General features: G+C 66.9%; 21 protein-coding genes. 15 read left to right on the top strand and 6 right to left on the bottom strand.

Annotation, left to right across the window (positions count from 1 at the left end):
• Positions 1 to 17: 17 nt before the first annotated feature.
• From soxC to AADJ02_RS09945, 5 genes are all read left to right on the top strand, one after another.
• Positions 18 to 1,277 (top strand): sulfite dehydrogenase, encoded by a 1,260-nt coding sequence (gene soxC, locus AADJ02_RS09965; RefSeq protein WP_341212850.1) that lies wholly within the window; start codon positions 18 to 20, stop codon positions 1,275 to 1,277.
• Positions 1,261 to 2,637 (top strand): c-type cytochrome, encoded by a 1,377-nt coding sequence (locus AADJ02_RS09960; protein ID WP_341212849.1) that lies wholly within the window; start codon positions 1,261 to 1,263, stop codon positions 2,635 to 2,637. The genes soxC and AADJ02_RS09960 overlap by 17 nt, the downstream gene beginning before the upstream one ends.
• Before the next feature lie 75 nt (positions 2,638 to 2,712).
• Positions 2,713 to 3,144 carry a DUF302 domain-containing protein gene (locus AADJ02_RS09955; RefSeq protein ID WP_341212848.1) on the top strand — a complete coding sequence of 144 codons (432 nt, stop codon included), beginning with the start codon at positions 2,713 to 2,715 and terminating at the stop codon, positions 3,142 to 3,144.
• Positions 3,145 to 3,147: 3 nt separating this feature from the next.
• Positions 3,148 to 4,371 carry a 5-aminolevulinate synthase gene (gene hemA / locus AADJ02_RS09950; RefSeq protein WP_341212847.1) on the top strand — a complete coding sequence of 408 codons (1,224 nt, stop codon included), beginning with the start codon at positions 3,148 to 3,150 and terminating at the stop codon, positions 4,369 to 4,371.
• An 11-nt stretch (positions 4,372 to 4,382) separates the two neighbouring features.
• A complete protein-coding gene (locus AADJ02_RS09945; RefSeq protein ID WP_341212846.1) occupies positions 4,383 to 4,973 on the top strand; it encodes a rhodanese-like domain-containing protein in 591 nt (196 codons plus the stop codon).
• A gap of 27 nt (positions 4,974 to 5,000) precedes the next feature.
• Here the strand turns inward: AADJ02_RS09945 and AADJ02_RS09940 are convergent, their stop codons facing one another.
• Positions 5,001 to 5,474, bottom strand: a complete 474-nt coding sequence (locus AADJ02_RS09940) for a DsrE family protein (RefSeq protein ID WP_341212845.1) — start codon at positions 5,472 to 5,474, stop codon at positions 5,001 to 5,003.
• Between the two features lie 211 nt (positions 5,475 to 5,685).
• On the opposite strand from AADJ02_RS09940, the gene AADJ02_RS09935 reads away from it, so the two are divergent.
• Positions 5,686 to 6,138 (top strand): sulfur transferase domain-containing protein, encoded by a 453-nt coding sequence (locus AADJ02_RS09935; protein WP_341212844.1) that lies wholly within the window; start codon positions 5,686 to 5,688, stop codon positions 6,136 to 6,138.
• A gap of 34 nt (positions 6,139 to 6,172) precedes the next feature.
• Here AADJ02_RS09935 and AADJ02_RS09930 read toward each other — a convergent pair whose 3' ends face one another.
• Positions 6,173 to 6,484 (bottom strand): metalloregulator ArsR/SmtB family transcription factor, encoded by a 312-nt coding sequence (locus tag AADJ02_RS09930; protein ID WP_341212843.1) that lies wholly within the window; start codon positions 6,482 to 6,484, stop codon positions 6,173 to 6,175.
• A 95-nt stretch (positions 6,485 to 6,579) separates the two neighbouring features.
• Here AADJ02_RS09930 and AADJ02_RS09925 point away from each other — a divergent pair, with 95 nt between their 5' ends.
• The 4 genes from AADJ02_RS09925 (at position 6,580) to sulP (ending at position 10,220) form a co-directional block, all read left to right on the top strand.
• Positions 6,580 to 7,014 carry a YeeE/YedE family protein gene (locus tag AADJ02_RS09925; RefSeq protein ID WP_341212842.1) on the top strand — a complete coding sequence of 145 codons (435 nt, stop codon included), beginning with the start codon at positions 6,580 to 6,582 and terminating at the stop codon, positions 7,012 to 7,014.
• A gap of 1 nt (position 7,015) precedes the next feature.
• Positions 7,016 to 7,459, top strand: a complete 444-nt coding sequence (locus tag AADJ02_RS09920; RefSeq protein ID WP_341212841.1) for a YeeE/YedE family protein — start codon at positions 7,016 to 7,018, stop codon at positions 7,457 to 7,459.
• Positions 7,456 to 8,373, top strand: coding sequence for an MBL fold metallo-hydrolase (locus AADJ02_RS09915; RefSeq protein WP_341212840.1), 918 nt, complete (start codon positions 7,456 to 7,458; stop codon positions 8,371 to 8,373). The genes AADJ02_RS09920 and AADJ02_RS09915 overlap by 4 nt, the downstream gene beginning before the upstream one ends.
• 71 nt (positions 8,374 to 8,444) lie before the next feature.
• The gene (sulP, locus tag AADJ02_RS09910; RefSeq protein ID WP_341212839.1) at positions 8,445 to 10,220 is read left to right on the top strand and encodes a sulfate permease; all 1,776 of its coding nucleotides are present in this window, start codon (positions 8,445 to 8,447) and stop codon (positions 10,218 to 10,220) included.
• A gap of 183 nt (positions 10,221 to 10,403) precedes the next feature.
• Here sulP and AADJ02_RS09905 read toward each other — a convergent pair whose 3' ends face one another.
• From AADJ02_RS09905 to AADJ02_RS09895, 3 genes are all read right to left on the bottom strand, one after another.
• Positions 10,404 to 11,009, bottom strand: a complete 606-nt coding sequence (locus tag AADJ02_RS09905; protein WP_341212838.1) for a L,D-transpeptidase — start codon at positions 11,007 to 11,009, stop codon at positions 10,404 to 10,406.
• Between the two features lie 165 nt (positions 11,010 to 11,174).
• Complete coding sequence (locus AADJ02_RS09900; RefSeq protein ID WP_341212837.1) at positions 11,175 to 12,566, bottom strand: ATP-binding protein; 1,392 nt, start codon at positions 12,564 to 12,566, stop codon at positions 11,175 to 11,177.
• On the bottom strand, positions 12,563 to 13,228 hold the full coding sequence (locus tag AADJ02_RS09895; protein ID WP_341212836.1) for a response regulator transcription factor: 666 nt from the start codon (positions 13,226 to 13,228) through the stop codon (positions 12,563 to 12,565). The genes AADJ02_RS09900 and AADJ02_RS09895 overlap by 4 nt, the downstream gene beginning before the upstream one ends.
• 229 nt (positions 13,229 to 13,457) lie before the next feature.
• On the opposite strand from AADJ02_RS09895, the gene AADJ02_RS09890 reads away from it, so the two are divergent.
• From AADJ02_RS09890 to AADJ02_RS09870, 5 genes are all read left to right on the top strand, one after another.
• The gene (locus AADJ02_RS09890) at positions 13,458 to 14,030 is read left to right on the top strand and encodes a L,D-transpeptidase (protein WP_341212835.1); all 573 of its coding nucleotides are present in this window, start codon (positions 13,458 to 13,460) and stop codon (positions 14,028 to 14,030) included.
• A gap of 100 nt (positions 14,031 to 14,130) precedes the next feature.
• Positions 14,131 to 15,087 carry an MBL fold metallo-hydrolase gene (locus AADJ02_RS09885; protein ID WP_341212834.1) on the top strand — a complete coding sequence of 319 codons (957 nt, stop codon included), beginning with the start codon at positions 14,131 to 14,133 and terminating at the stop codon, positions 15,085 to 15,087.
• 219 nt (positions 15,088 to 15,306) lie between these two features.
• Positions 15,307 to 15,738 carry a type II 3-dehydroquinate dehydratase gene (gene aroQ / locus AADJ02_RS09880; protein WP_341212833.1) on the top strand — a complete coding sequence of 144 codons (432 nt, stop codon included), beginning with the start codon at positions 15,307 to 15,309 and terminating at the stop codon, positions 15,736 to 15,738.
• Positions 15,739 to 16,356: 618 nt separating this feature from the next.
• Positions 16,357 to 16,923: an EF-hand domain-containing protein gene (locus tag AADJ02_RS09875; RefSeq protein ID WP_341212832.1), complete on the top strand. Its 567-nt coding sequence runs from the start codon at positions 16,357 to 16,359 to the stop codon at positions 16,921 to 16,923.
• Between the two features lie 561 nt (positions 16,924 to 17,484).
• Positions 17,485 to 18,654: an amidase family protein gene (locus tag AADJ02_RS09870; protein WP_341212831.1), complete on the top strand. Its 1,170-nt coding sequence runs from the start codon at positions 17,485 to 17,487 to the stop codon at positions 18,652 to 18,654.
• Between the two features lie 3 nt (positions 18,655 to 18,657).
• Here AADJ02_RS09870 and AADJ02_RS09865 read toward each other — a convergent pair whose 3' ends face one another.
• On the bottom strand, positions 18,658 to 19,500 hold the full coding sequence (locus AADJ02_RS09865; RefSeq protein ID WP_341212830.1) for an amidohydrolase family protein: 843 nt from the start codon (positions 19,498 to 19,500) through the stop codon (positions 18,658 to 18,660).
• Positions 19,501 to 19,537: the final 37 nt, after the last annotated feature.

Raw genomic sequence — 19,537 nt, 5'->3', positions numbered from 1 at the left:
ACAAGAGGACCCCGAGCATGAGCAACGATCCCGCCCCCTCGCGGCGCGGCTTTCTGACCGGCGCGCTTGCCGCCGGCGGTGCGGTCGCAGGCAGCCGACTGGCCGCCCAGACCGCCGATCCCGCGATCACCGAGCTTCAGCCTTGGATGCAGTACTTGGGCGACGGCGTCGATGCGCGCCCCTATGGCACGCCCTCGCAGTTCGAGTCGCACGTGATCCGCCGCAACGTCGATTGGCTGACCGCCGACCCGATCTCCTCGGTGAACTTCACGCCGCTGCACGAACTCGACGGCATCATCACCCCCAACGGGCTGTGCTTCGAGCGGCACCACGCCGGCATTGCCGAGGTCGACCCCGTGCAGCACCGGCTGATGATCAACGGTCTCGTCGACAAGCCGCTGATCTTCACCATGCAGGACCTGATGCGCTTCCCGCGCGAGAACCGGGTCTATTTCCTAGAATGCGCGGCGAACTCGGGCATGGAATGGGCGGGCGCGCAGCTCAACGGCTGCCAGTACACCCACGGCATGATCCACAACGTCATGTACACCGGCGTGCCGCTGCGGCTTCTGCTCGAAGAGGCGGGCGTGAAGACCAATGGCAAATGGATCATGCCCGAAGGTGCCGACGCAAGCGCCATGACCCGCTCGATCCCGATCGAAAAGGCGATGGACGACTGCCTTGTCGCCTTCAAGATGAACGGCGAAGCGCTGCGCCCCGAGCAGGGCTACCCGGTCCGCCTCGTCGTTCCCGGCTGGGAAGGCAACATGTGGATCAAGTGGTTGCGCCGGATCGAGGTTGGCGACGAGCCGTGGCATCACCGCGAGGAGACATCGAAATACACCGACCTTCTCGACAACGGCATCGCCCGCCGCTTCACCTGGGAGATGGACGCCAAGTCCGTGATCACCAACCCCAGCCCGCAAGCGCCGATCCTGCACTCCAAGGGGCCGACCGTGCTCACAGGCGTCGCTTGGTCCGGACGCGGCACCATCCCGCGCGTGGACGTGACGCTCGACGGCGGCAACAACTGGCACGAGGCGCGTATGTCGGGGCCGAGCTTCGACAAGTCGATGCACCGCTTCTACTTCGAGTTCGACTGGGACGGGAAGCCGCTGTTGCTGCAAAGCCGCGCGCATGATTCCACTGGCTATGTGCAGCCGACCAAGAACGACCTGCGGGCAATCCGCGGCGAGAACTCGATCTACCACAACAACGGCATCCAGACCTGGCATGTCAACGAACGCGGCGAGGCGGAAAATGTCGAAGTTTCTTAAAATCCTGGCTCCCGCCACCGCTGGCACTGCGAGTGTTCTGACGCTGGCCTATGTGCTGGCCGATCAGTTCGTCGTCGACATGCCTGCACCCGCCCGCGTGTCCTTCGTGAGCGCCGCCAACGCGCAGGAGGCAGAAGCGCCCGCCGCAGACACCGAAGCGCCCGCCGCGCCGCAGATGGCTGTCGCCGAAACCCCCGCCCCCGCCCGCGATGGCGGCTACGGGCTTGGCCGCGAGGCGCTCCCCGAAGAGATCGCCGCCTGGGACATCGATGTGCGCCCCGACGGTCAGGGCCTGCCCGAAGGGTCGGGCGATGTCTGGACCGGCGAGGAGGTCTTCGTCGAGAAATGCGCCGCCTGTCACGGCGACTTTGGCGAGGCGGTCGGCCGCTGGCCGCAGCTCGCAGGCGGCGACGGCACGCTGGAGCGCAAGGACCCGGTCAAGACCGTGGGCTCCTACTGGCCTTACCTCTCGACGGTCTACGACTACGTCCACCGCGCCATGCCGTTCGGCGACGCGCAGTCGCTGGAGCCGGACGAAGTCTACGCGCTGACGGCCTATCTGCTCTATCTCAACAACGTGGTCGAGGATGACTTCGTGCTCTCGAACGAGACGTTCGCCGAAGTCGAGATGCCAAACGAGGACGGCTTCAAGCCCGACGACCGGCCCGAGACCGAGCTGCCAAAGTTCGCGGCCGAAGCCTGCATGAGCGACTGCAAGGGTGAGGTCGAAATCACCATGCGTGCCGCTGTGCTCGACGTGACGCCCGGATCTTCCGAAGGCGACGCGGAGGTCGAGGACACGGCGATCGAAGTCGAAGATTCTACCGAGACCCAGCCCGCCGGGGCGGAGACCGCAGAAGCGGCGGTCGGCAACAACCAACCTACGGCCGAGGCAGGCGACACCCCCGCCGAGAACGCTGCCGAAGAAGCGGCTCCGGCGGGGGGGGACGCCTCTGAAGCGGCTCCCGATGCAGGAGCCCCCGCTGAGGGTGCCCCTGTCGAGGAAGCGGCTGCCCCTGACGCCAGCGCCGGGCCGGACCCCGAACTGGTCGCGGCGGGTGAACGCGTGTTCAAGAAATGCAGCGCCTGCCACCAAGTCGGCGAGAATGCCAAGAACCGCAGCGGCCCGCAGCTCAACGGCATCGTCGGTCGCACCGCAGGCACCGCCGAGGGCTTCCGCTACTCGGGTGTGATGGAAGAGGCCGGATCGGGCGGTCTTGCATGGGATCATGGCGCGCTGGCCGGCTTTCTCGCCGATCCGCGCGGCTACATGAAAGGCACCAAGATGTCCTTTGCCGGTCTCAGGAGCGACGAGGATATCGCGGCCGTGATCGCCTATCTCGAGGCGCACGGCGGCTGAGCCACTCCGGCGGCCAGGCAGATGTCCGGCCGCCGCAACCGCGCCGATACCGGCGCATCACGGGAGGAGCACGGCATGAAACGGATCGTGATGGCGGGCCTCGTGGCCTTGGGCACCGGGACGGCTACGGCGCAGGAGATGGTCACCTACCCCTTCGACGGCAGCTTCGAAGACGCGACCTTCAGCGTCGAGAGCGCCATCGTCGGAGAGGGGCTGGTGGTCGATTACGTGAGTCACGTGGGCGACATGCTCAACCGCACCGGCGAGGATGTCGGTAGCGACGTGAAGCTATTCGAAGCCGCCGACGTGTTCCTGTTCTGCTCGGCGGTGGTGTCGCGAAAGGTCATGGAGGCCGATCCGTCCAACATCGCGCATTGCCCCTACGGGATCTTCGTGACCGACAAGGAGGGCGCGGTCGAGATCGGCTACCGGACCTTTCCCGATGGCCCGATGCAGGAGGTGCAGTCGCTGCTCGACGGCATCGCGAAAGAGGCGGCGGGGCAGTAGCGGGTGACGTTCGACACATTCTTCGCAGCCGAGCTCGAGCGTTTGAAAGACGAGGGCAACTATCGCCATTTCGCGGAGCTTCAACGCCACCGCGGCGCGTTTCCCGCGGCCACGCGGCATAACGGTGAAGCGCCTACCGAGGTGACCGTTTGGTGTTCCAACGATTACCTCGGCATGGGCCAGCACCCAGGGGTGCTGGCCGCGATGCACGAGGCGATCGACGAGGTCGGGGCAGGCGCGGGCGGCACGCGCAACATCTCTGGCACCACCAGCCACCACGTGGCGCTGGAGCGCGAGTTGGCCGATCTCCACGGCAAGGAGGCGGCGCTGCTGTTCACCTCCGGCTACGTCTCGAACTGGGCCAGCCTAGGCACGCTGGCCGCGCGCATTCCGGGCTGCATCGTGCTGTCGGACGCAGGCAACCACGCAAGCATGATCGAGGGCATCCGCCACAGCCGCGCCGAAAGGTTGATCTGGAAACACAACGATCTTGCCGATCTGGAAACCAAGCTTGCCACCCTGCCCGCCAATGCGCCCAAGATCATCGCCTTCGAAAGCGTGTATTCGATGGATGGCGACATCGCGCCCATCGCGGGAATCTGCGATCTGGCCGAGCGCTATAACGCCATGACCTATCTCGACGAGGTGCATGGCGTCGGCCTTTATGGCCCACGCGGCGGCGGCATCGCCGAGCGCGAGGGGCTGATGGACCGCATCGACGTGATCGAGGGTACGCTCGGCAAAGCTTACGGCGTGATGGGCGGCTATATCGCGGCCTCTGCCGCGCTGTGCGACTTCGTGCGCAGCTTCGCCTCGGGCTTCATCTTCACCACGGCGTTGCCGCCCGCCGTGGCCGCCGGGGCCTGCGCCGCCGTGCGCCATCTCAAGACCTCGCGCGACGAGCGCTTGATGCAGGCCGAGCGGGTCACCAGCCTGCGCGCCCGGCTCGACGCCGCCGGAATTCCGCATTTGCCGAACCCAAGCCATATCGTGCCGGTGATGGTGGGCGATCCGGTGAAATGCCGCTGGCTGTCGGACCTGCTGCTTGACGAGTTCGGCATCTATATCCAGCCGATCAACTATCCCACCGTGCCGCGCGGCACCGAGCGGCTTCGCATCACGCCCTCGCCCGTTCACAGCGAGGCCGATCTCGACCGGCTCGCCTCGGCGCTGGAAACGCTCTGGGACCGCTGCCGCATCGCGCGTGTGCCACTGGCCGCGCAATAGGGAGACCCGCCATGATCCGCTATGCCACCTTTGCCGCCCTTCTCTCCCTCCTTGCAGCCCCGGCGTTGACCGAGCCGGTCGGCCTTGACGCTGACCGCATGTCGGTCACGGTCGAGACCCCGGACGGTCCGGTCGAGATCATGCGCGAACAGGACAACGAGGCGGTCCTCACCGGCGATTTCGCCAAGACCTCGCGCGCCTGCCCGCCGTTCTGCATCCAGCCTATGACCCCCGAAGAGGGCGTCACGACGATCGGCGAGCTGGAGCTTCTGGAAATGCTGGAGGACCCCGAGGCGGTGGTTATCGACAGCCGCACCCGAGAGTGGTTCGAGGGCGGCACCATTCCCGGTGCGATCCACCTGCCGTGGGATCGGATCACCGACCGGTTGGGCGAGCTCGGATGCGAGCCTGATTTCGAAGGCTGGGACTGCGCGGCGGCGCCGCGCGTGGCGCTGTTCTGCAACGGGCCATGGTGCGGCCAGTCGCCCACCGCGATCCGTGCGATGATCGGCGCGGGCTTTCCGGCGGAGAAGATCAGCTACTACCGCGGCGGCATGCAGCTTTGGCGGCTTTTGGGTCTGACCGTTGCCGGGGGGCGCTAGGCCGCCAACGGGCGGCCCAGCGATGCGTCACGGTTTCACATAGGTATAGCCCTGACCCTGCAGGTAGCTCAGCTCGGCCACGCCCGAGGGGACGATGTGATCGGAGAAGACCTCGAAGAGGTCGGTCTCGTAATTGATGTCGCGGCCCGTCAACGTGTTGTTGCACACGACGAAGACGACGTTTTGCGCGCGCAGGTTGGTCACGTCCATCTGCAACTGCTCGTTGCTCATGGCGTTCTGCAGCAGGCCGACGCCGTTGCCATGCAACACGACTTTCAGCTCGATGTTGTCGACGCCGACGGCGTTGATGTGGTTCTGCGCGTTGCGCAGCGCGCCGCGATAGGCCTTGTCGTCCTCACCACCATTGCCGTTGATATGATAGACCACCTTCTGCTCGCCATAACGTTCGCTGTCCTGCGCCGTCGCGCTCTGCACCCCCATAAGAGCAAGCGCCGCGAGGCTCGCGGCGACCAGGCCGCGCATGGTTTTCAACAAGTTCATCCCATCCTCCCAGATGTACGGACCCAGGCCCGCATCCTCCTGCGTCAGCTTGACGCATGCACATATTCATCTACGTATTTCGCGGCCTGTCCACCCCTTGCGGGTGGCACAGCGGGCCGGTGCGGCACCTGACGCGAACACGCGCCGAGGCTGTCCGACAGCACAGGCCCGCGACATCGAATATTAACAGCAATCCCGTATGGAGAGAGACATGGACAACATCGTCCCGATCGACAGCAATCACACCGTCGCCCGCTTCGCCCCTGACGAGGCCTCGCTGAAGCAAGCCGCCGAGGAGGGCTTTCGCAGCGTCGTGAACTTCCGCACGTCGGAGGAAGAGCAGGAGGTCACACCGGACGAGGAGAGACGCCTAGTCAGAGAGGCCGGTCTCACCTATCTGCACCACCCCGTGGCACCGGACGCGCTCGACGACGCGCTGGTCGACGATTTCCGCCGCAAGCTCGCGGATCTGCCGAAGCCGGTGCTGCTTCACTGCGCCTCAGGCAAGCGCGCGAGCGCGATGGCGCTGATGGCGCTGGCAGCCCAAGAGGGGCTCGATGGCGACGCGGTGATCGAGAAGGGCCGCGAAAGCGGGTTCGACCTGTCACAGGAACAGATCGGTCAGTTCGTGAAGGACTACGCCGACCGCACGTCGGGCGCGTGATCCCATGGGGGCGATGCCTCGGGTGCCGCCCCGATCACTCCGCGGCGCGTGCGCAATAAAGCGCGTGCAGCGTCTCCAGCACGGCGGCGACCTCGCGGCCCTTGACGGCGTAGTAGATCGTCTGCCCGTCGCGCCGCCCCTCGACCAGCCCGGCCTCCTTCAGCCGCTTGAGCTGCTGCGACATGGTCGGCTGCGACATTCCGCAGGCCAGCGCAAGATCGCCGACGGATCGTTCTCCATCCAGCAAACGGCACAGGATCTGCAGCCGGGCCTCGGAGGACAGCATCCCCATCAGGGCCGCAGCGCCCGCGATGTCGCCGTCGAGGAAATCGTCGGTGATTTTCATATTCGACCCATTGAATATTCTAAGAAGCAAATATATAGATGTCCTGAAACAAGGCAAGCCCGGCGGCGTTGGTCGTCGTATCACGGAGTCGAGAGATGGAAACCGAATTCACCCCATGGCTGTCGCTCGGCGGCGGCATGATGATCGGGGCCTCGGCGGTGCTGCTGATGGCTACGAATGGCCGCATCGCTGGCATCAGCGGCCTCACCTCGCGCATCTTCGCGCGCTCCACCGATGGCGAGGCGCGCGGCGTCTCGGCGCTGTTCGTTCTGGGCCTGCTGCTGGCCGCGCCGATCTGGCTTCTGGTCTCCGGCGACTGGCCGCAGCAATGGGTGCCGTCGAGCCCGGTTCTGATGGCGGTCGCCGGCCTGCTGGTGGGCTTCGGCGCGACTTATGGCAATGGCTGCACCTCGGGCCACGGCGTCTGCGGCATCTCCCGCGGCTCGATGCGTTCGATCGTGGCCACCGCAACCTTCATGACGGCGGCCTTCGTCACGGTCCTTGTCACCCGTCACGTGATCGGAGGCTGACATGAAACAGATCTTCGCCCTTCTGTCGGGCCTGATCTTCGGCTTCGGCCTGATCGTCTCCGGCATGTCCGACCCGGCCAAAGTGCTGAACTTTCTCGATGTCTTCGGCACTTGGGACCCGAGCCTCGCCTTTGTCATGGGCGGCGCCATCGCGGTGACGGCGCCGGGCTTCGCACTTCTAACCCGCAGCCGGAACCGCCCCTTCTTCGACAGCGAATTCCGCATCCCGAACCGCACCGATCTCGACCCCAAGCTCATTACCGGTGCGGTGCTCTTCGGCACTGGCTGGGGGCTTGGCGGCTTTTGCCCCGGTCCGGCGCTGACGGCGCTGCCGATCATGGCAACCGGCACGCTGATCTTCGTCCCCTTCATGCTGGGCGGCATGTGGCTCGCCCGGCACACGCCCGACCTCTCGCAACCCCTCAGCAAAGGAGCCACCTCATGACCGACCCCCTCAAGAGCCGCGTCGTGCGCCATTCGCCCTCGACGGGCGCTGGCAGCCCCGATGTCTGGGGCATCTACGAACCCGACACCGGGTCGATCCAATACATCTGTGCCGATCCCAAGACGCGTCAGGCGGCGCTGATCGATGTGGTGTGGAACTTCGACCCTAAGAATTACCGCTTCTCGACCGGCAGCATGGATCAGGTTCTCGACATAGTGCGCGACAACGACCTGAAGGTGCAGTGGGTGCTCGACACCCATCCGCATGCCGACCACGTCATGGCCTCGGCGCATCTTAAGGAGCGCACCGGTGCGCCCAACGCCATCGGCGCGCTGGTCCCCGAGATCGCCAAGATCTGGGCCGACATCTACAACCTGCCCGACGCCTTCACGCCGTCCCGCGACTTCGACCACCTGTTCGAGGAGGGCGAGACCTTCAAGATCGGTGAACTGGACGCGCGCGTGATGCTCTCGCCCGGTCACACGCTGGGCTCGATCACCTATGTCTGCGGCGACGCGGCCTTTGTGCACGATACACTGATGCAGCCCGACGCCGGCACCTCGCGCTCGGATTTTCCGGGCGGCAAGACCACCGAGTTGTGGGATTCGATACAAGCGATCCTCGCCCTGCCCGGCGAAACCCGCCTCAACGTCGGCCACGACTATGGCACCAAGGAGCGGAAGGAGCCGATGTGGGAGGCCACGGTCGACGAGCACCGCGCCCACAACATCCACGTCAAGGACGGCACCGAGCGCGAAGCCTTCATCGAGCGCCGTCAAAAGCGCGACAAGACACTGGCCCTGCCGAACCGCATCCTCGCGGCGCTGCAGATCAACCTGCGCGGCGGTCGGCTGCCGGAGGCCGAAGATGACGGCAACCACTACCTGAAGCTGCCGGTGAACCGCTTCGACTGAGCTTTCGGGCGGCCCGCTGAGCAGTCACGGGCCGCCCGCTTTCCTCCCCCTATCAGACCGGACGCCCTTGGATGACCCTGCCCCCGCTGTCGCGCTACCTGCCGATCCTCGACTGGGGTCGGCGTTACGACCGCTCCGCCTTCACCGGCGACATGGTCGCTGCCGTGATCGTGACGATAATGCTGATCCCGCAGTCTCTGGCCTACGCACTGCTCGCGGGCATGCCGCCCGAGGCCGGGATTTATGCCTCGATCGCGCCGATCCTGCTCTATGCGATTTTCGGCACCTCGCGCGCGCTGGCGGTGGGCCCGGTCGCGGTGGTGTCGCTGATGACGGCGGCGGCGGTGGGCAACATCGCCCAAAGCGGAACGGCGGGCTACGTGGCCGCCGCGCTGACGCTCGCCTTCCTGTCGGGCGCGATGCTGCTGGCGCTGGGTCTGTTTCGCCTCGGTTTTCTGGCCAACTTCCTGTCGCATCCGGTGATCGCGGGCTTCATCACCGCGTCCGGCATTCTGATCGCGGCAAGCCAGCTGCGCCACATTCTCGGCATCCAAGGCGACGGGCACACGCTGGTCGAAATCCTTGCTAGCCTCTGGGCGCACTTGGGCGAGATCAACCTCATCACCGTGGTACTTGGCGTCTCGGCCACGGCCTTTTTGTTCTGGGTGCGCGGTGGGCTGAGGCCGCTGTTGCGCCGCATCGGTCTGGGGCCGCGCATGGCCGATCTCGGGGCCAAGACCGGTCCGGTGCTGGCCATCGTCGCCACCACCTTTGCCGTCTGGCTCTTCGATCTGGGCGAGCGCGGCGTTGCCATCGTCGGCGAGGTGCCGCAAAGCCTGCCGCCGCTCACCCTGCCCTCCTTTTCGCCTGCGCTGCTGTCGCAGCTCTTCGTCCCTGCCCTGCTCATCTCGATCATCGGCTTCGTGGAGAGCATCTCCGTCGCCCAGACACTCGCCGCCAAGAAGCGCCAGCGCATCGACCCCGATCAGGAGCTGATCGGCCTCGGGGCGGCCAACATCAGCGCGGCCTTCACCGGAGGCTTTCCGGTCACGGGCGGCTTCTCGCGATCGGTGGTGAACTACGACGCGGGCGCCGAGACGCCCGCCGCCGGGGCCTTTACCGCCGCCGGTCTTGCCCTCGCCGCGCTGTTTCTGACCCCGCTGATCCACTACCTGCCGAAAGCCACTTTGGCGGCGACGATCATCGTGGCTGTCCTGAGCCTCGTCGATTTCTCGATCCTCAAACGCGCCTGGGGCTTTAGTCGGGCCGACTTTGCCGCCGTGTCGGTGACGATCCTGCTGACGCTGGTGTTCGGCGTCGAGGTCGGCGTCACCGCAGGTGTCGTCACCTCGATCCTCGTGCATCTCTACAAGACCTCGCGCCCGCATATGGCGGTGGTGGGCCGGGTGCCGGGGACCGAGCATTTCCGCAACGTGCTGCGACACGACGTCGAAACCCAGCCGCATGTGCTGACGCTGCGCATGGACGAGAGCCTCTATTTCCCCAACGCCCGCTATCTCGAAGACCAGCTCTCCGGTTATGCCGCCGACAAACCTGAGCTGACCGACGTGGTGCTGATGTTTCCGGCGGTCAACGCCATCGACCTCTCGGCACTTGAGTCGCTCGAAGCGATCAACACACGCCTCAAGGATGCGGGCGTACGGCTGCACCTCAGCGAGGTGAAGGGCCCGGTGATGGACCGGCTCAAGCGCAGCCACTTCCTTGACGAGCTGACCGGCGAGGTGTTCCTGAGCCAGCACGAGGCGGCCTGCAAACTGGCGGGATCCACGCCCGCGCAGTGCGGCCCCGAAATCGTGCCGATGCCGAAGCAATCCGGCGCCAACTGAGCCAGCGAGGGGGCAAGACCGCTGGCGGTTCGCCTTGGGGCGATGGCGCGTCCTGTCACCGATCGCGTGGCCGCAAGGGTATCAATCATACGGTATCGACAATCGTCCCCGTTGAAAGCGAAGAGGCCGCCGCGAGAGATCGCGGCGGCCTCGACACACTCAAAAGGGATGAGTTTGCGCCCCTCAGCCGTGGGAATGGCCAGACCCGACGGGTTGACCCGCCTTGGGATAGAGGAACACGGTCGTCTCCAAGGGGACTTTCTCGTAGAGTTCGATGATCTGATCATTCACCAGACGCGCGCAGCCGTTCGATACCGCCGTGCCGATCGTGCCCGGACGATTCGTGCCATGGATGCGCAGGAAGGTGTCGTAGCCGTCCTTGAACAGGTAGAGCGCCCGTGCGCCCAGCGGGTTGTCCTCGCCCCCCGGCATACCGTCGGCCCATTTGCCGTAAACTTCGGGCTCGCGCTCGAGCATGCCCGGCGTCGGGGTCCAGCTCGGCCATTCCTTTTTGGCTTGGATCACGAAGGTGCCCGCCTCATAGAGGTTGTCGCGCCCCACGCCGACGCCGTAACGGATCGCCCGGCCGCCGGGCAGGGTCCAGTAGAGCGCGAAGTCGTCGGGCATGACATGGATCTGCCCCGCCGGGATGCCCTCGGCGATGGCGACCTCGCGGGGGGGCATCGCGATGGCCTGCGCTTCCGCATCCTGCGCCCGGGCTACGCCGAGGGGCAGCGTGCCCGCGCCGAGAACCCCGAGCGTCCCCGTCAGAAAATGTCGTCTTTGCATCGTATCACCTCATCTGCTCTGTCTCCGCGCGCGTCATCGGCACTTCTGATTTTTCGCGCGGGACAACGTCGGGACCGCACCTTCTGAACGCGACCGGCGCGAACGGGTTCGTGCCAAAGCGCTAAATCCTCTGCCGGCACAGACATCCCGGAGCTTAAGGCTTCCTTACGATTTCCGCCCCGAACGTTCATCCGGCGGTACCGCGGTACGGGCGCAGGGCAAGGTGATCCGCACGATCTCGCCACCGCCCGGACGCGCCTGGAAACAGATCCGCCCACCGAGCCGCTCGAGCGCCGCCCGCGCGATCGACAGGCCGAGACCACTGCCCGCCGAAGACGCGTTCGCGCCGCGAAAGAACCGCTCGGTCACGCGCCGCCGATCGGTATCGGGGATGCCGGGGCCGCGGTCGAGCACGGACAGGGTGATGCGCCCGTCCTCCATCGCGCCTGTGATCTCGACCTCGCCACCCGGCGGGCTGGCAAGCACCGCGTTCTCGACGACGTTGCGCAGTGCGACGGCGGGCAGCACCGGGTCGGCGGCCCGGCAGACCAGTTCGGGCATCCGCCCCAAGCTGATCCGTATGCCCTTCTCCGAGGCGAGCCGTCGGGCCTCCTGCGCCACATCGGTCACGAGGCGCGTCATGTCGGTGATCTCTCCGCCCTCCCCCGGCGCGCCGTCGACCGCCGCAAGTTCGAGGAGCTGGCGCACCATTCGGTCGGTGCGGGCCACGCCGGCCTCGATCCGCGCCAGCGCCTGCCGACGCGTCGGCTCGTCCGGGGCCATGGCAGCGATCTGCGCCTGCGTCTTGATCCCGGCAAGCGGCGTCTTCAGCTCGTGCGCGGCAAAGGCGGTAAAGCTCTTTTCGCGCTCTCGCGCACCGGCCACGCGAGCGAAGAGGCCGTCGAGCGCTGCCCCCACGGGACGGATCTCGCGTGGCAACGGCCCCATCGACAAAGGACCGAGATCCTCGGCCGTGCGCGCCCCCAACGCCCGCGCCATGCGGTCGAGCGGTGCGAGACCGCGCCCGACGCTGACCCAGATCAGCGCGGCCAGCATCGGCAGGATCGCCAGTGCCGGCAGCAGCAGGCCGCGCGCCACGTCCGACACCAGCCGCTCGCGCACCGTGAGCCGATCGCCCACCATCACCCGGACGCCCAGATCCTCGTTCACCATGGTGTAGACCCGCCACGCCTCGCCGTCGACGAGGCTGTCGGCAAAGCCGGTCCGGTCGGGCGAGAGCCGCCCTGACGGCGCGCTGGCAGACGCGCCCAAAAGAGCACCATCGAGCGACCAGATCTGGCACGAGAGCTGGCGGGAATAGTCCGAACCTGTTGCTGGCACCGGCAGATCGAGCGCCAGCGGCCCCGCCAAGGCCACGTCGATGCGTCGGTCCGAAATCAGCGACGACACCATCTGTGCGGCCTCGGAAAGGCGCGCGTCCAGCACCCGTTCGACCTCCGCGCGGGTCGAGTGCTGAATCCACCAAACCGCCGAGAGCCAGACCGCCCCGGTCGCCGCCAATAGGATCACGAAGAGCCGCGCGCGGATCGACCTCATGGCCGCGGCTCCGCAAGGCGGTAGCCGACGCCGCGCACCGTCTCGATGAAGCCCGCGCCGAGTTTGGCCCGCAGCTTGTGGACATGCACCTCGACGGCGTTGCTCTCGACCCCCTCTTGCCAGCCGTAGAGACGATCTTCGAGCCGGTCCTTCTCGACAATTACGCCGGGGGTCTCGATCAGCGCCCGCAGCACCGCGAACTCGCGCCGCGAAAAGCGCAGCTCGCGCCCCGCCATCTCGCCGCTCATCCGGGCCGGGTCGAGCCGCAGCCCGTTCCATTCGAGCAGCGCGTGGGCCCGCCCCTCGGCGCGGCGGATGATCGCGCGCAGCCGGGCATTAACCTCGCCAAGATCGAAGGGCTTGCCGAGATAGTCATCCGCTCCGGCATCCAGCCCGCCGATCCGGTCGCGCACCTGATCAAGCGCCGTGAGCAGCAGCACCGGCACCCGGTCGCCATCCGCGCGCAGCCCGGCCAGCAGGTCGAGCCCCGAGCCGTCGGGCAGCATCAGGTCGAGCACCACCGCAGAAAAGCCGCCCTGCGCCAGCGCCTCGCGCGCGTCAGCGCAGTTGGTCACCAGCTCCGGGGTAAAACCCTGCAACCGCAGCCCGACGCTCAGCCCGTCGGCCAGCGTCTCGTCGTCTTCCACGATCAGAACCCGCATCGCCCCCCCCCTTCAGGTCATCGCCGCGGCTGGTGCGCGTCCATGCTTAACGGGCGCTTAAGGTTTCGCTCCTGACCCGGAGCGCAGCTTATCCCCCCGCCCCCCGACACGCCATTGCCGTGCCAAGGACACGAACCGGCGTTTCGCGGGGATCCCTTAAGGTTGGGATAAGGCGGTCGTGGTCGTCCCCGTCCCGGCCTCCCCTACAACGAGCAGGACGACAAGCAAGATGAGCACCACCTCTACCCGCCGACAGGCGCTTTTCGGCGCGGCCGCGATCGCGCTGACCACCCCTTCGCTGTTGCGCGCCCAGACCGCGCAGCCTCCCGCGCAGGCCCCCGTTCAGCGCAACGTGTCGAGCTTTCGCACCCAGAACTGGCGGGACCATTTCGATACGCTCGGCGTCGCCACCATCGTCGCCGATACCCAGTCGCGCGCGCTGCACTACTGGAACGCCGACGCCTCGGACTACCGCGTCTACCCGACCTCGATCCCGATTTCCGAGGAGCTGACCAAGCGCGGCTACACCGAGATCCTGCGCAAGAAGGTCGGCCCCGACTGGACGCCCACGCCCTCCATGGTCGAGCGCAACCCCGAACTGCGCTATATGCCCCCCGGCCCAGGCAACCCGCTGGGCACCCATGCGATGTATCTCAGCTGGCCCGCCTATCTGATCCACGGCACGCATGACACGCGCAAGATCGGGCGGCCCTCATCAGATGGCTGCATCGGGCTCTACAACCAGATGATCGCCGAGCTGTTTTCCATCACCCCCGTGGGCACGCAGGTCCGCATCATCTGAGCGCGATGCGGGTGGCAAAGGCTGGACCATTGCCGCCCGCCGCAGCATCCTCGCTCGCGGGATGCCCCGCAAACGCGCGGAGCGCAGGAGAGGACCCGCGATGAAACATATCCCCGGCCTTCTAGTCGCGCTGACGCTGCTGGCGGCCTCCGAGGCGCTGGCCGACGAGAACATCGCCGACCAATACCCGGACTCGTTGCTCTACGCCAAGCCGGTGGAATTCATCCCCGGCGTCTGGACCGCCACCGGCGCCACCGCGCCGCCGACCTACGAGAATGCCGGGCACAACAACAACCTGAGCTTCATCGTCACCGGCGATGGGGTGGTGGTGATCAACGCCGGAGCCAGCCGCGGTCTGGCCCGCGCGCTGCACGATGAGATCCGCGCCGTGACCGATCAGCCGGTGAAGCTGGTGATCGACGAGAACGGGCAGGGCCACGCGATGCTCGGCAACGGCTACTGGGTCGATCAGGGCGTGCCGGTGCTGGCGCACGCTGATGCGGCGCGGGCCTTCGAGGAAGACGGCGACGCCTCGTTTCAGGCAGGCGAGCGGCTGCTGCGCGACCGGTTCGAGACGACCCGGCTGCAAGGCCCGACCGAGACCTTCGAGGAGAGCTACACCGTGCCCTTCGGAAGCTTCCCGATTGAGGTGCTCTACCTCGGCCCGGCCCACAGCCCCGGCGACATCGTGGTCTGGCTGCCCGAACAATCGCTGGTGATCTCGGGCGACATGGCATTTCACGAGCGCATGCTGCCGGTGTTTCCCGACACCGACACGCGCGCCTGGATCGAGACATGGGAGACCGCCTTCGAGCCGCTGGAGGCCAGCTATGTCATCCCCGGCCACGGCCACCCCACCAACATGGATCAGGTACGGCTCTACACACATGACTACCTCGTCGACCTGCGCGAGAAGATCGGCGCCCATCTCGACGAAGGCGGCGATCTGGCCGAGGCCTATTACGTCGACCAAAGCGCCTATGAGCATCTCGATACCTTCGATGAGCTGGCGACCAAGAACGCGGGCCGGGTCTTCGAGCACATGGAGTTCGATTAGCGGCGGCGAGGCCGCCGCTTTTAACGCTCCACATCCCACGGGCACTTCCGCTAAGCATGTCCGCGAAGAGAGGCTGAGGATGTCGCGACCACGCGCGCGCAACGTGCCAAGACCGGGAGGGTGGTGCTGCCACCGCGGCCCCGCATGGCAACAACCGCGCGACATTTCCCGACACCCGCGCCCCGGCGCCTCGACGGCGACGATCCGACAGGAGACCCAATGAAGACCATCTACGTGCTCAACGGCCCCAACCTGAACCTTCTGGGCAAGCGCCAGCCCGAGATCTACGGCCACGAGACGCTGGAGGACGTGGCGAGGCTCTGCGAGGCGGTCGCGGGCGAAGGCTTCGAGATCCGGCTTTTGCAGTCGAACCACGAGGGCCAGATCATCGACTGGATCCACGAGGCGCGCGAGGCCGCCTGCGGCATCGTCATCAACCCCGGTGCCTTCACCCACACCTCCGTTGCGATCCTCGACGCCCTCAACGCCTTTGATCATGCCGTGATCGAGGTGCACATCAGTCAGGTTCACAAACGCGAGGCCTTCCGCCACCATTCCTATGTCTCGTTGCGCGCCGACGGGGTGATCGCGGGTCTGGGGATCGAGGGCTATGCCGCCGCCGTGCGCCGGATCGTGCAACTCGCTCAATAGGCGGGCCAAAATGGCCGACATCAGTATCGCCGGGACCGGGCTGACCGGGCAGCGTCACAAGCAGCTCCGCCAGCGCTCTTGATAAACCCCATCGCCACGGCCCTTGCAGAGGCCCTATGGATCGCTGAGGTCAGGGAAACCGCGAGAGTGCCCGTCGCGGTCGAGCGTCATCGCCACCACAACCCGCTGATCCGGAGGGCCGAGCCATTCGCCACCGTGATCCGCGGTGGGCTTGCGGCCTCGGTGCCAGCGCGCGGTAGGTTGGCGACCCTGTAGGTGATCGAGGCAGCCAAGCGAACGGCAGCAATCGGCACGCCCGCGGGTCTGCACGGCACGGCCTGAGGCCGGTTGCGATCCAGACACGTCGCTCCCGTTTCTTGTGCCTATGGCTTGCGAGGTCTCAAAAGCGCGCGCCGACGTCCCGCATAGGTCCGAATTTCCCCTCGAAATCCGCTGCGCGGGCGCCGAATTTGTCGCCGGATGCATCCGTTTGATCGGCTGCGACAACCGGCGACAAAGCCCGCGTGGCGCGGGGGTGTGATGGCTGTCACGAAGGCCCAAGTGATCGACAGGGCGCCGATGCCGGTGCCACGTCACTCAGAACAAAGGGCTGAACCCATGAAAACGACCAAGCTGATCCCGACCGCCTTCCTCGTCACCGCACTGCTCGGCGCCGGCGCCGCCGTCGCCACTGCGCAAAGCACCGCGCCGACGCCTGAGACCGCCACCACCCAGCAGGCCGCACCCGAGCGCGCCCCCGAGCGGGACCGCGGCGGCTTCATGCAGCGGATGCGCGGCGATCACGATGGCAAGCATGGCGGCAAGGGTGGCCACGGTGAGCGCGGCGGGCGTCACGGTGGCGGCATGATGATGCAGCAGATCCTGACGCAGGCCGACACCGACGGCGACGGCAGCCTGACGCAGGCCGAGATCGACGCCTTCCGCACCGCGAAGGTGAGCGGCGCCGACACCGATGCCGACGGCGCGCTGTCGATCGAGGAGTTCGAGACGCTTCACGCCGAATTCACCCGCGACCGCATGGTCGACGCGTTCCAGGAGCTCGATGCCGATGGTGACGGCGTGATCTCGGACGAGGAACTCGACGCCCGCGTTGGCGGCCTCGTCGAGCGGATGGACCGCGACGGCGACGGCGCGCTTACCCCGGCCGACCGCGGCCGCCGCTGATCCAGGCAGCGGAGGGCACGCCCCCCGGATGCCGGCTGTCGGCGCGGTGACCCCCTCCCCGGTCGTCGCGCCAGCCTGTGATATTGCCTCGACGAGGCTGTCAACGATCAACTCGCTTTCCAAGCCTTGATCGCGTGCGGGGCGTTGCCGCTCGTGGCGCTGTCCAAACCGCAGCCCCCTGCGCCGCTCGACGGCTGCGATCCAGTACCCCAAACTGCGCTGCGCCTTGACTGGTCAGGACGTCGAGACCGACCTGCGCTTCCTCGCCGTGCCGATGCGTAACGCACACGGCCTCACAGTGATGACGCTCGAAATCAGGCGCGCGGTGAACCGAGGGCATGCCAAGGCGCTGGCCCAAGCCTTTCCAACCAAGAACGCGCCGCGCGCAGGCCCGGCTGGCGCAAAAGCTATCCTGACGGGCGCACTGCCGTACCGCCGCGCTGCGGCGAATACGGGGGTTCACCCCCACTCACGTCGCCTGTATCCCTTTTCCCGACATCTCTGCCCCGACCTCACCTGCCCGCGCTTGCGGCGGGTCCCAGCCCCGAAGGAGCGCCCCCCGTGAGCGACGTCATGCCCCCGAACTTCACCCAGAGCTTCGCTGTGGCCGACGTGCCCGAGGGGCCGCTGTCGGGCCTGAAGGTCGGGATCAAGGATCTGTTCGACGTGGCGGGATACGTGACCAAGGCCGGATCGCGAGCCCGTGCGGATCAACCTGCGGCCACCTGTGACGCCGAGGTGGTGGCCCGGCTCCGCGCCGCCGGGGCGACACTGGTGGGCCACACCAACATGACCGAATTCGCCTATTCAGGCCTCGGGCTAAACCCGCATTTCGGCACGCCGCTGTCGCCCATCGTCGAGGGGGCGATCGCCGGGGGCTCGACCTCCGGCGGGGCGGCGGCGCTGGCCTGCGCGCAGATCGACATCGCGCTTGGCACCGATACCGGCGGCTCGCTGCGCATTCCAGCGGCGTTCTGCGGCGTCGTGGGGATGAAACCGACGGCGGCCATCATGCCGTCAAAAGGGGCCACCGCCCTGTCGCACACGCTCGACAGCGTCGGGGCCATGGCGCGCGACGTGGCGACCTTGCGCCGCGCGCATGAAGTGCTGGCCGACCCCGGAACGCAGGCCATCACCCCGCTGCGCCGCCTCATCGTTCCCCAAAGCTTCGGCATGACCGACCTCGACCCCGCCGTCGCCGCCGCATTCGACACCTGCCTCTCAACGCTTGCCGGTCTGGGCTTTGCCATCGAGCACCGCGATCCCGCGTTCCTAAATGCCTATGCGCGGCTGCCGATCTGGCAGTTCGCGGCGGTGGAAAGCCGCGTGCATCATGCGGGCCCTTACGAACAATCGCCCGAGTTGATCGACCCGAGGGTCAAGGCCCGCATGGACCGCGCCGACGAGGTGGACGCCGTGACCTATGCCAAGACCTTGGCGCTGCGCATCGCCATTGTGGAGGAGGCGCGCGCCGAGCTTGGAGACGCGGCCATCGTTCTGCCCACCGTGGCGATCCTGCCGCCGCAGCTCTCGGTCTTCAACGATCCCGCCGTCTTCGATCGGTTGAACCTCCTTGCGCTGCGCAACACGTCACTGGCCAATGTGATCGACGGCTGTTCGATCTCTCTGCCGATCACATCTACGCCCGGCGCGGGTCTGATGCTGACCGCGCCGGGATATCGCGACCATGCCCTTCTGGACGCCGCCGAACGGATCGCGCCGCACCTCTGAAGGTCAGAGGTGGTCGGCGGCCAAGCCGTAGACCGCCGTCGCCGTGCCGCCAAAGATCCGCGCCTGCGCCGCCTCGGGTAGGTGATCGGTCAGGGTACGGGCCGCACTCAGCCAGCCGTCGTAATCGCCGGCGAGGTCGAGCACCGGCCAATCACTGCCCCACATCAGCCGGTCGGGGCCAAAGCAGGCCAGCACATGATCGACAACCGGGCGCAGCGCCTGCGCGCTCCAGCCCGGCCCGAACTCGTTGGCGAGCCCCGAAATCTTGCAACTCGTCCGCTCATGCGCGGCGAGGCGCTCCATCCCGTCGCGCCATGCGGCCCCCGGATCGCCATCCGGGCCGAAGACGGGCTTGGCGCAATGATCGACGACGATGCGCAGCTCTGGCAGCAGGGCCGCCAGCCTGTCGATCACGGACAAATGGCGCGGCGTGATCAGCGCGTCGAACACGAGGCCCGCGCGCGCCATCGCGCGCAGTCCGGCGATGACTTCGGGACGCAAGACCCATTCCGTTTCCTCGATGTCCTGAAGCATCGGCCGCAGACCCTTGAGCCCGGGCTCCCTCGCGATCCGCGCCACCTGTCCGGGCGCGTCCGGTGCGGCGAGATCGACCCAGCCGACCACGCCTCGGATCAACGGCGTCAGATCCGCCAGATCGAGCAGGAACCGCGTCTCTGCCGTCGTCGGGGCGGCCTGCACAACCACGGTGCCCTCGATCCCGAAGCGGGCGGCCATGGGTGCGAGATCCTCGGGAAGCCGGTCGCGCCGGATCGGCTCATGCGCGTCGGTCATCCAGCCGTAGTCGCCGCGCGAGATGCGCCAGAAATGCTGGTGTGCGTCGATCATCCTCGGCCCTTCCCCTGCCTTACAGGGTGATCCTTAC

Origin of the sequence: uncultured Limimaricola sp., assembly GCF_964022235.1 — a bacterium.
Lineage (GTDB): Bacteria > Pseudomonadota > Alphaproteobacteria > Rhodobacterales > Rhodobacteraceae > Limimaricola.
The sequence above is the reverse complement of the archived record's forward strand: the minus strand, read 5'-3'. Positions and strand labels throughout refer to the sequence as shown.

What these genes read in the sequence shown, in the direction of transcription:
- soxC (WP_341212850.1), top strand. Translation starts at nt 18, where the DNA reads ATGAGCAACGATCCCGCCCCCTCGCGGCGCGGCTTTCTGACCGGCGCG.
- AADJ02_RS09935 (WP_341212844.1), top strand. Translation starts at nt 5,686, where the DNA reads ATGGACAACATCGTCCCGATCGACAGCAATCACACCGTCGCCCGCTTC.
- AADJ02_RS09955 (WP_341212848.1), top strand. Translation starts at nt 2,713, where the DNA reads ATGAAACGGATCGTGATGGCGGGCCTCGTGGCCTTGGGCACCGGGACG.
- aroQ (WP_341212833.1), top strand. Translation starts at nt 15,307, where the DNA reads ATGAAGACCATCTACGTGCTCAACGGCCCCAACCTGAACCTTCTGGGC.
- AADJ02_RS09915 (WP_341212840.1), top strand. Translation starts at nt 7,456, where the DNA reads ATGACCGACCCCCTCAAGAGCCGCGTCGTGCGCCATTCGCCCTCGACG.
- AADJ02_RS09900 (WP_341212837.1), bottom strand. Translation starts at nt 12,566, where the DNA reads ATGAGGTCGATCCGCGCGCGGCTCTTCGTGATCCTATTGGCGGCGACC.
- AADJ02_RS09945 (WP_341212846.1), top strand. Translation starts at nt 4,383, where the DNA reads ATGATCCGCTATGCCACCTTTGCCGCCCTTCTCTCCCTCCTTGCAGCC.
- AADJ02_RS09960 (WP_341212849.1), top strand. Translation starts at nt 1,261, where the DNA reads ATGTCGAAGTTTCTTAAAATCCTGGCTCCCGCCACCGCTGGCACTGCG.
- AADJ02_RS09895 (WP_341212836.1), bottom strand. Translation starts at nt 13,228, where the DNA reads ATGCGGGTTCTGATCGTGGAAGACGACGAGACGCTGGCCGACGGGCTG.
- AADJ02_RS09920 (WP_341212841.1), top strand. Translation starts at nt 7,016, where the DNA reads ATGAAACAGATCTTCGCCCTTCTGTCGGGCCTGATCTTCGGCTTCGGC.
- AADJ02_RS09905 (WP_341212838.1), bottom strand. Translation starts at nt 11,009, where the DNA reads ATGCAAAGACGACATTTTCTGACGGGGACGCTCGGGGTTCTCGGCGCG.
- sulP (WP_341212839.1), top strand. Translation starts at nt 8,445, where the DNA reads ATGACCCTGCCCCCGCTGTCGCGCTACCTGCCGATCCTCGACTGGGGT.
- AADJ02_RS09875 (WP_341212832.1), top strand. Translation starts at nt 16,357, where the DNA reads ATGAAAACGACCAAGCTGATCCCGACCGCCTTCCTCGTCACCGCACTG.
- AADJ02_RS09930 (WP_341212843.1), bottom strand. Translation starts at nt 6,484, where the DNA reads ATGAAAATCACCGACGATTTCCTCGACGGCGACATCGCGGGCGCTGCG.
- AADJ02_RS09925 (WP_341212842.1), top strand. Translation starts at nt 6,580, where the DNA reads ATGGAAACCGAATTCACCCCATGGCTGTCGCTCGGCGGCGGCATGATG.
- AADJ02_RS09885 (WP_341212834.1), top strand. Translation starts at nt 14,131, where the DNA reads ATGAAACATATCCCCGGCCTTCTAGTCGCGCTGACGCTGCTGGCGGCC.
- AADJ02_RS09865 (WP_341212830.1), bottom strand. Translation starts at nt 19,500, where the DNA reads ATGATCGACGCACACCAGCATTTCTGGCGCATCTCGCGCGGCGACTAC.
- AADJ02_RS09940 (WP_341212845.1), bottom strand. Translation starts at nt 5,474, where the DNA reads ATGAACTTGTTGAAAACCATGCGCGGCCTGGTCGCCGCGAGCCTCGCG.
- AADJ02_RS09890 (WP_341212835.1), top strand. Translation starts at nt 13,458, where the DNA reads ATGAGCACCACCTCTACCCGCCGACAGGCGCTTTTCGGCGCGGCCGCG.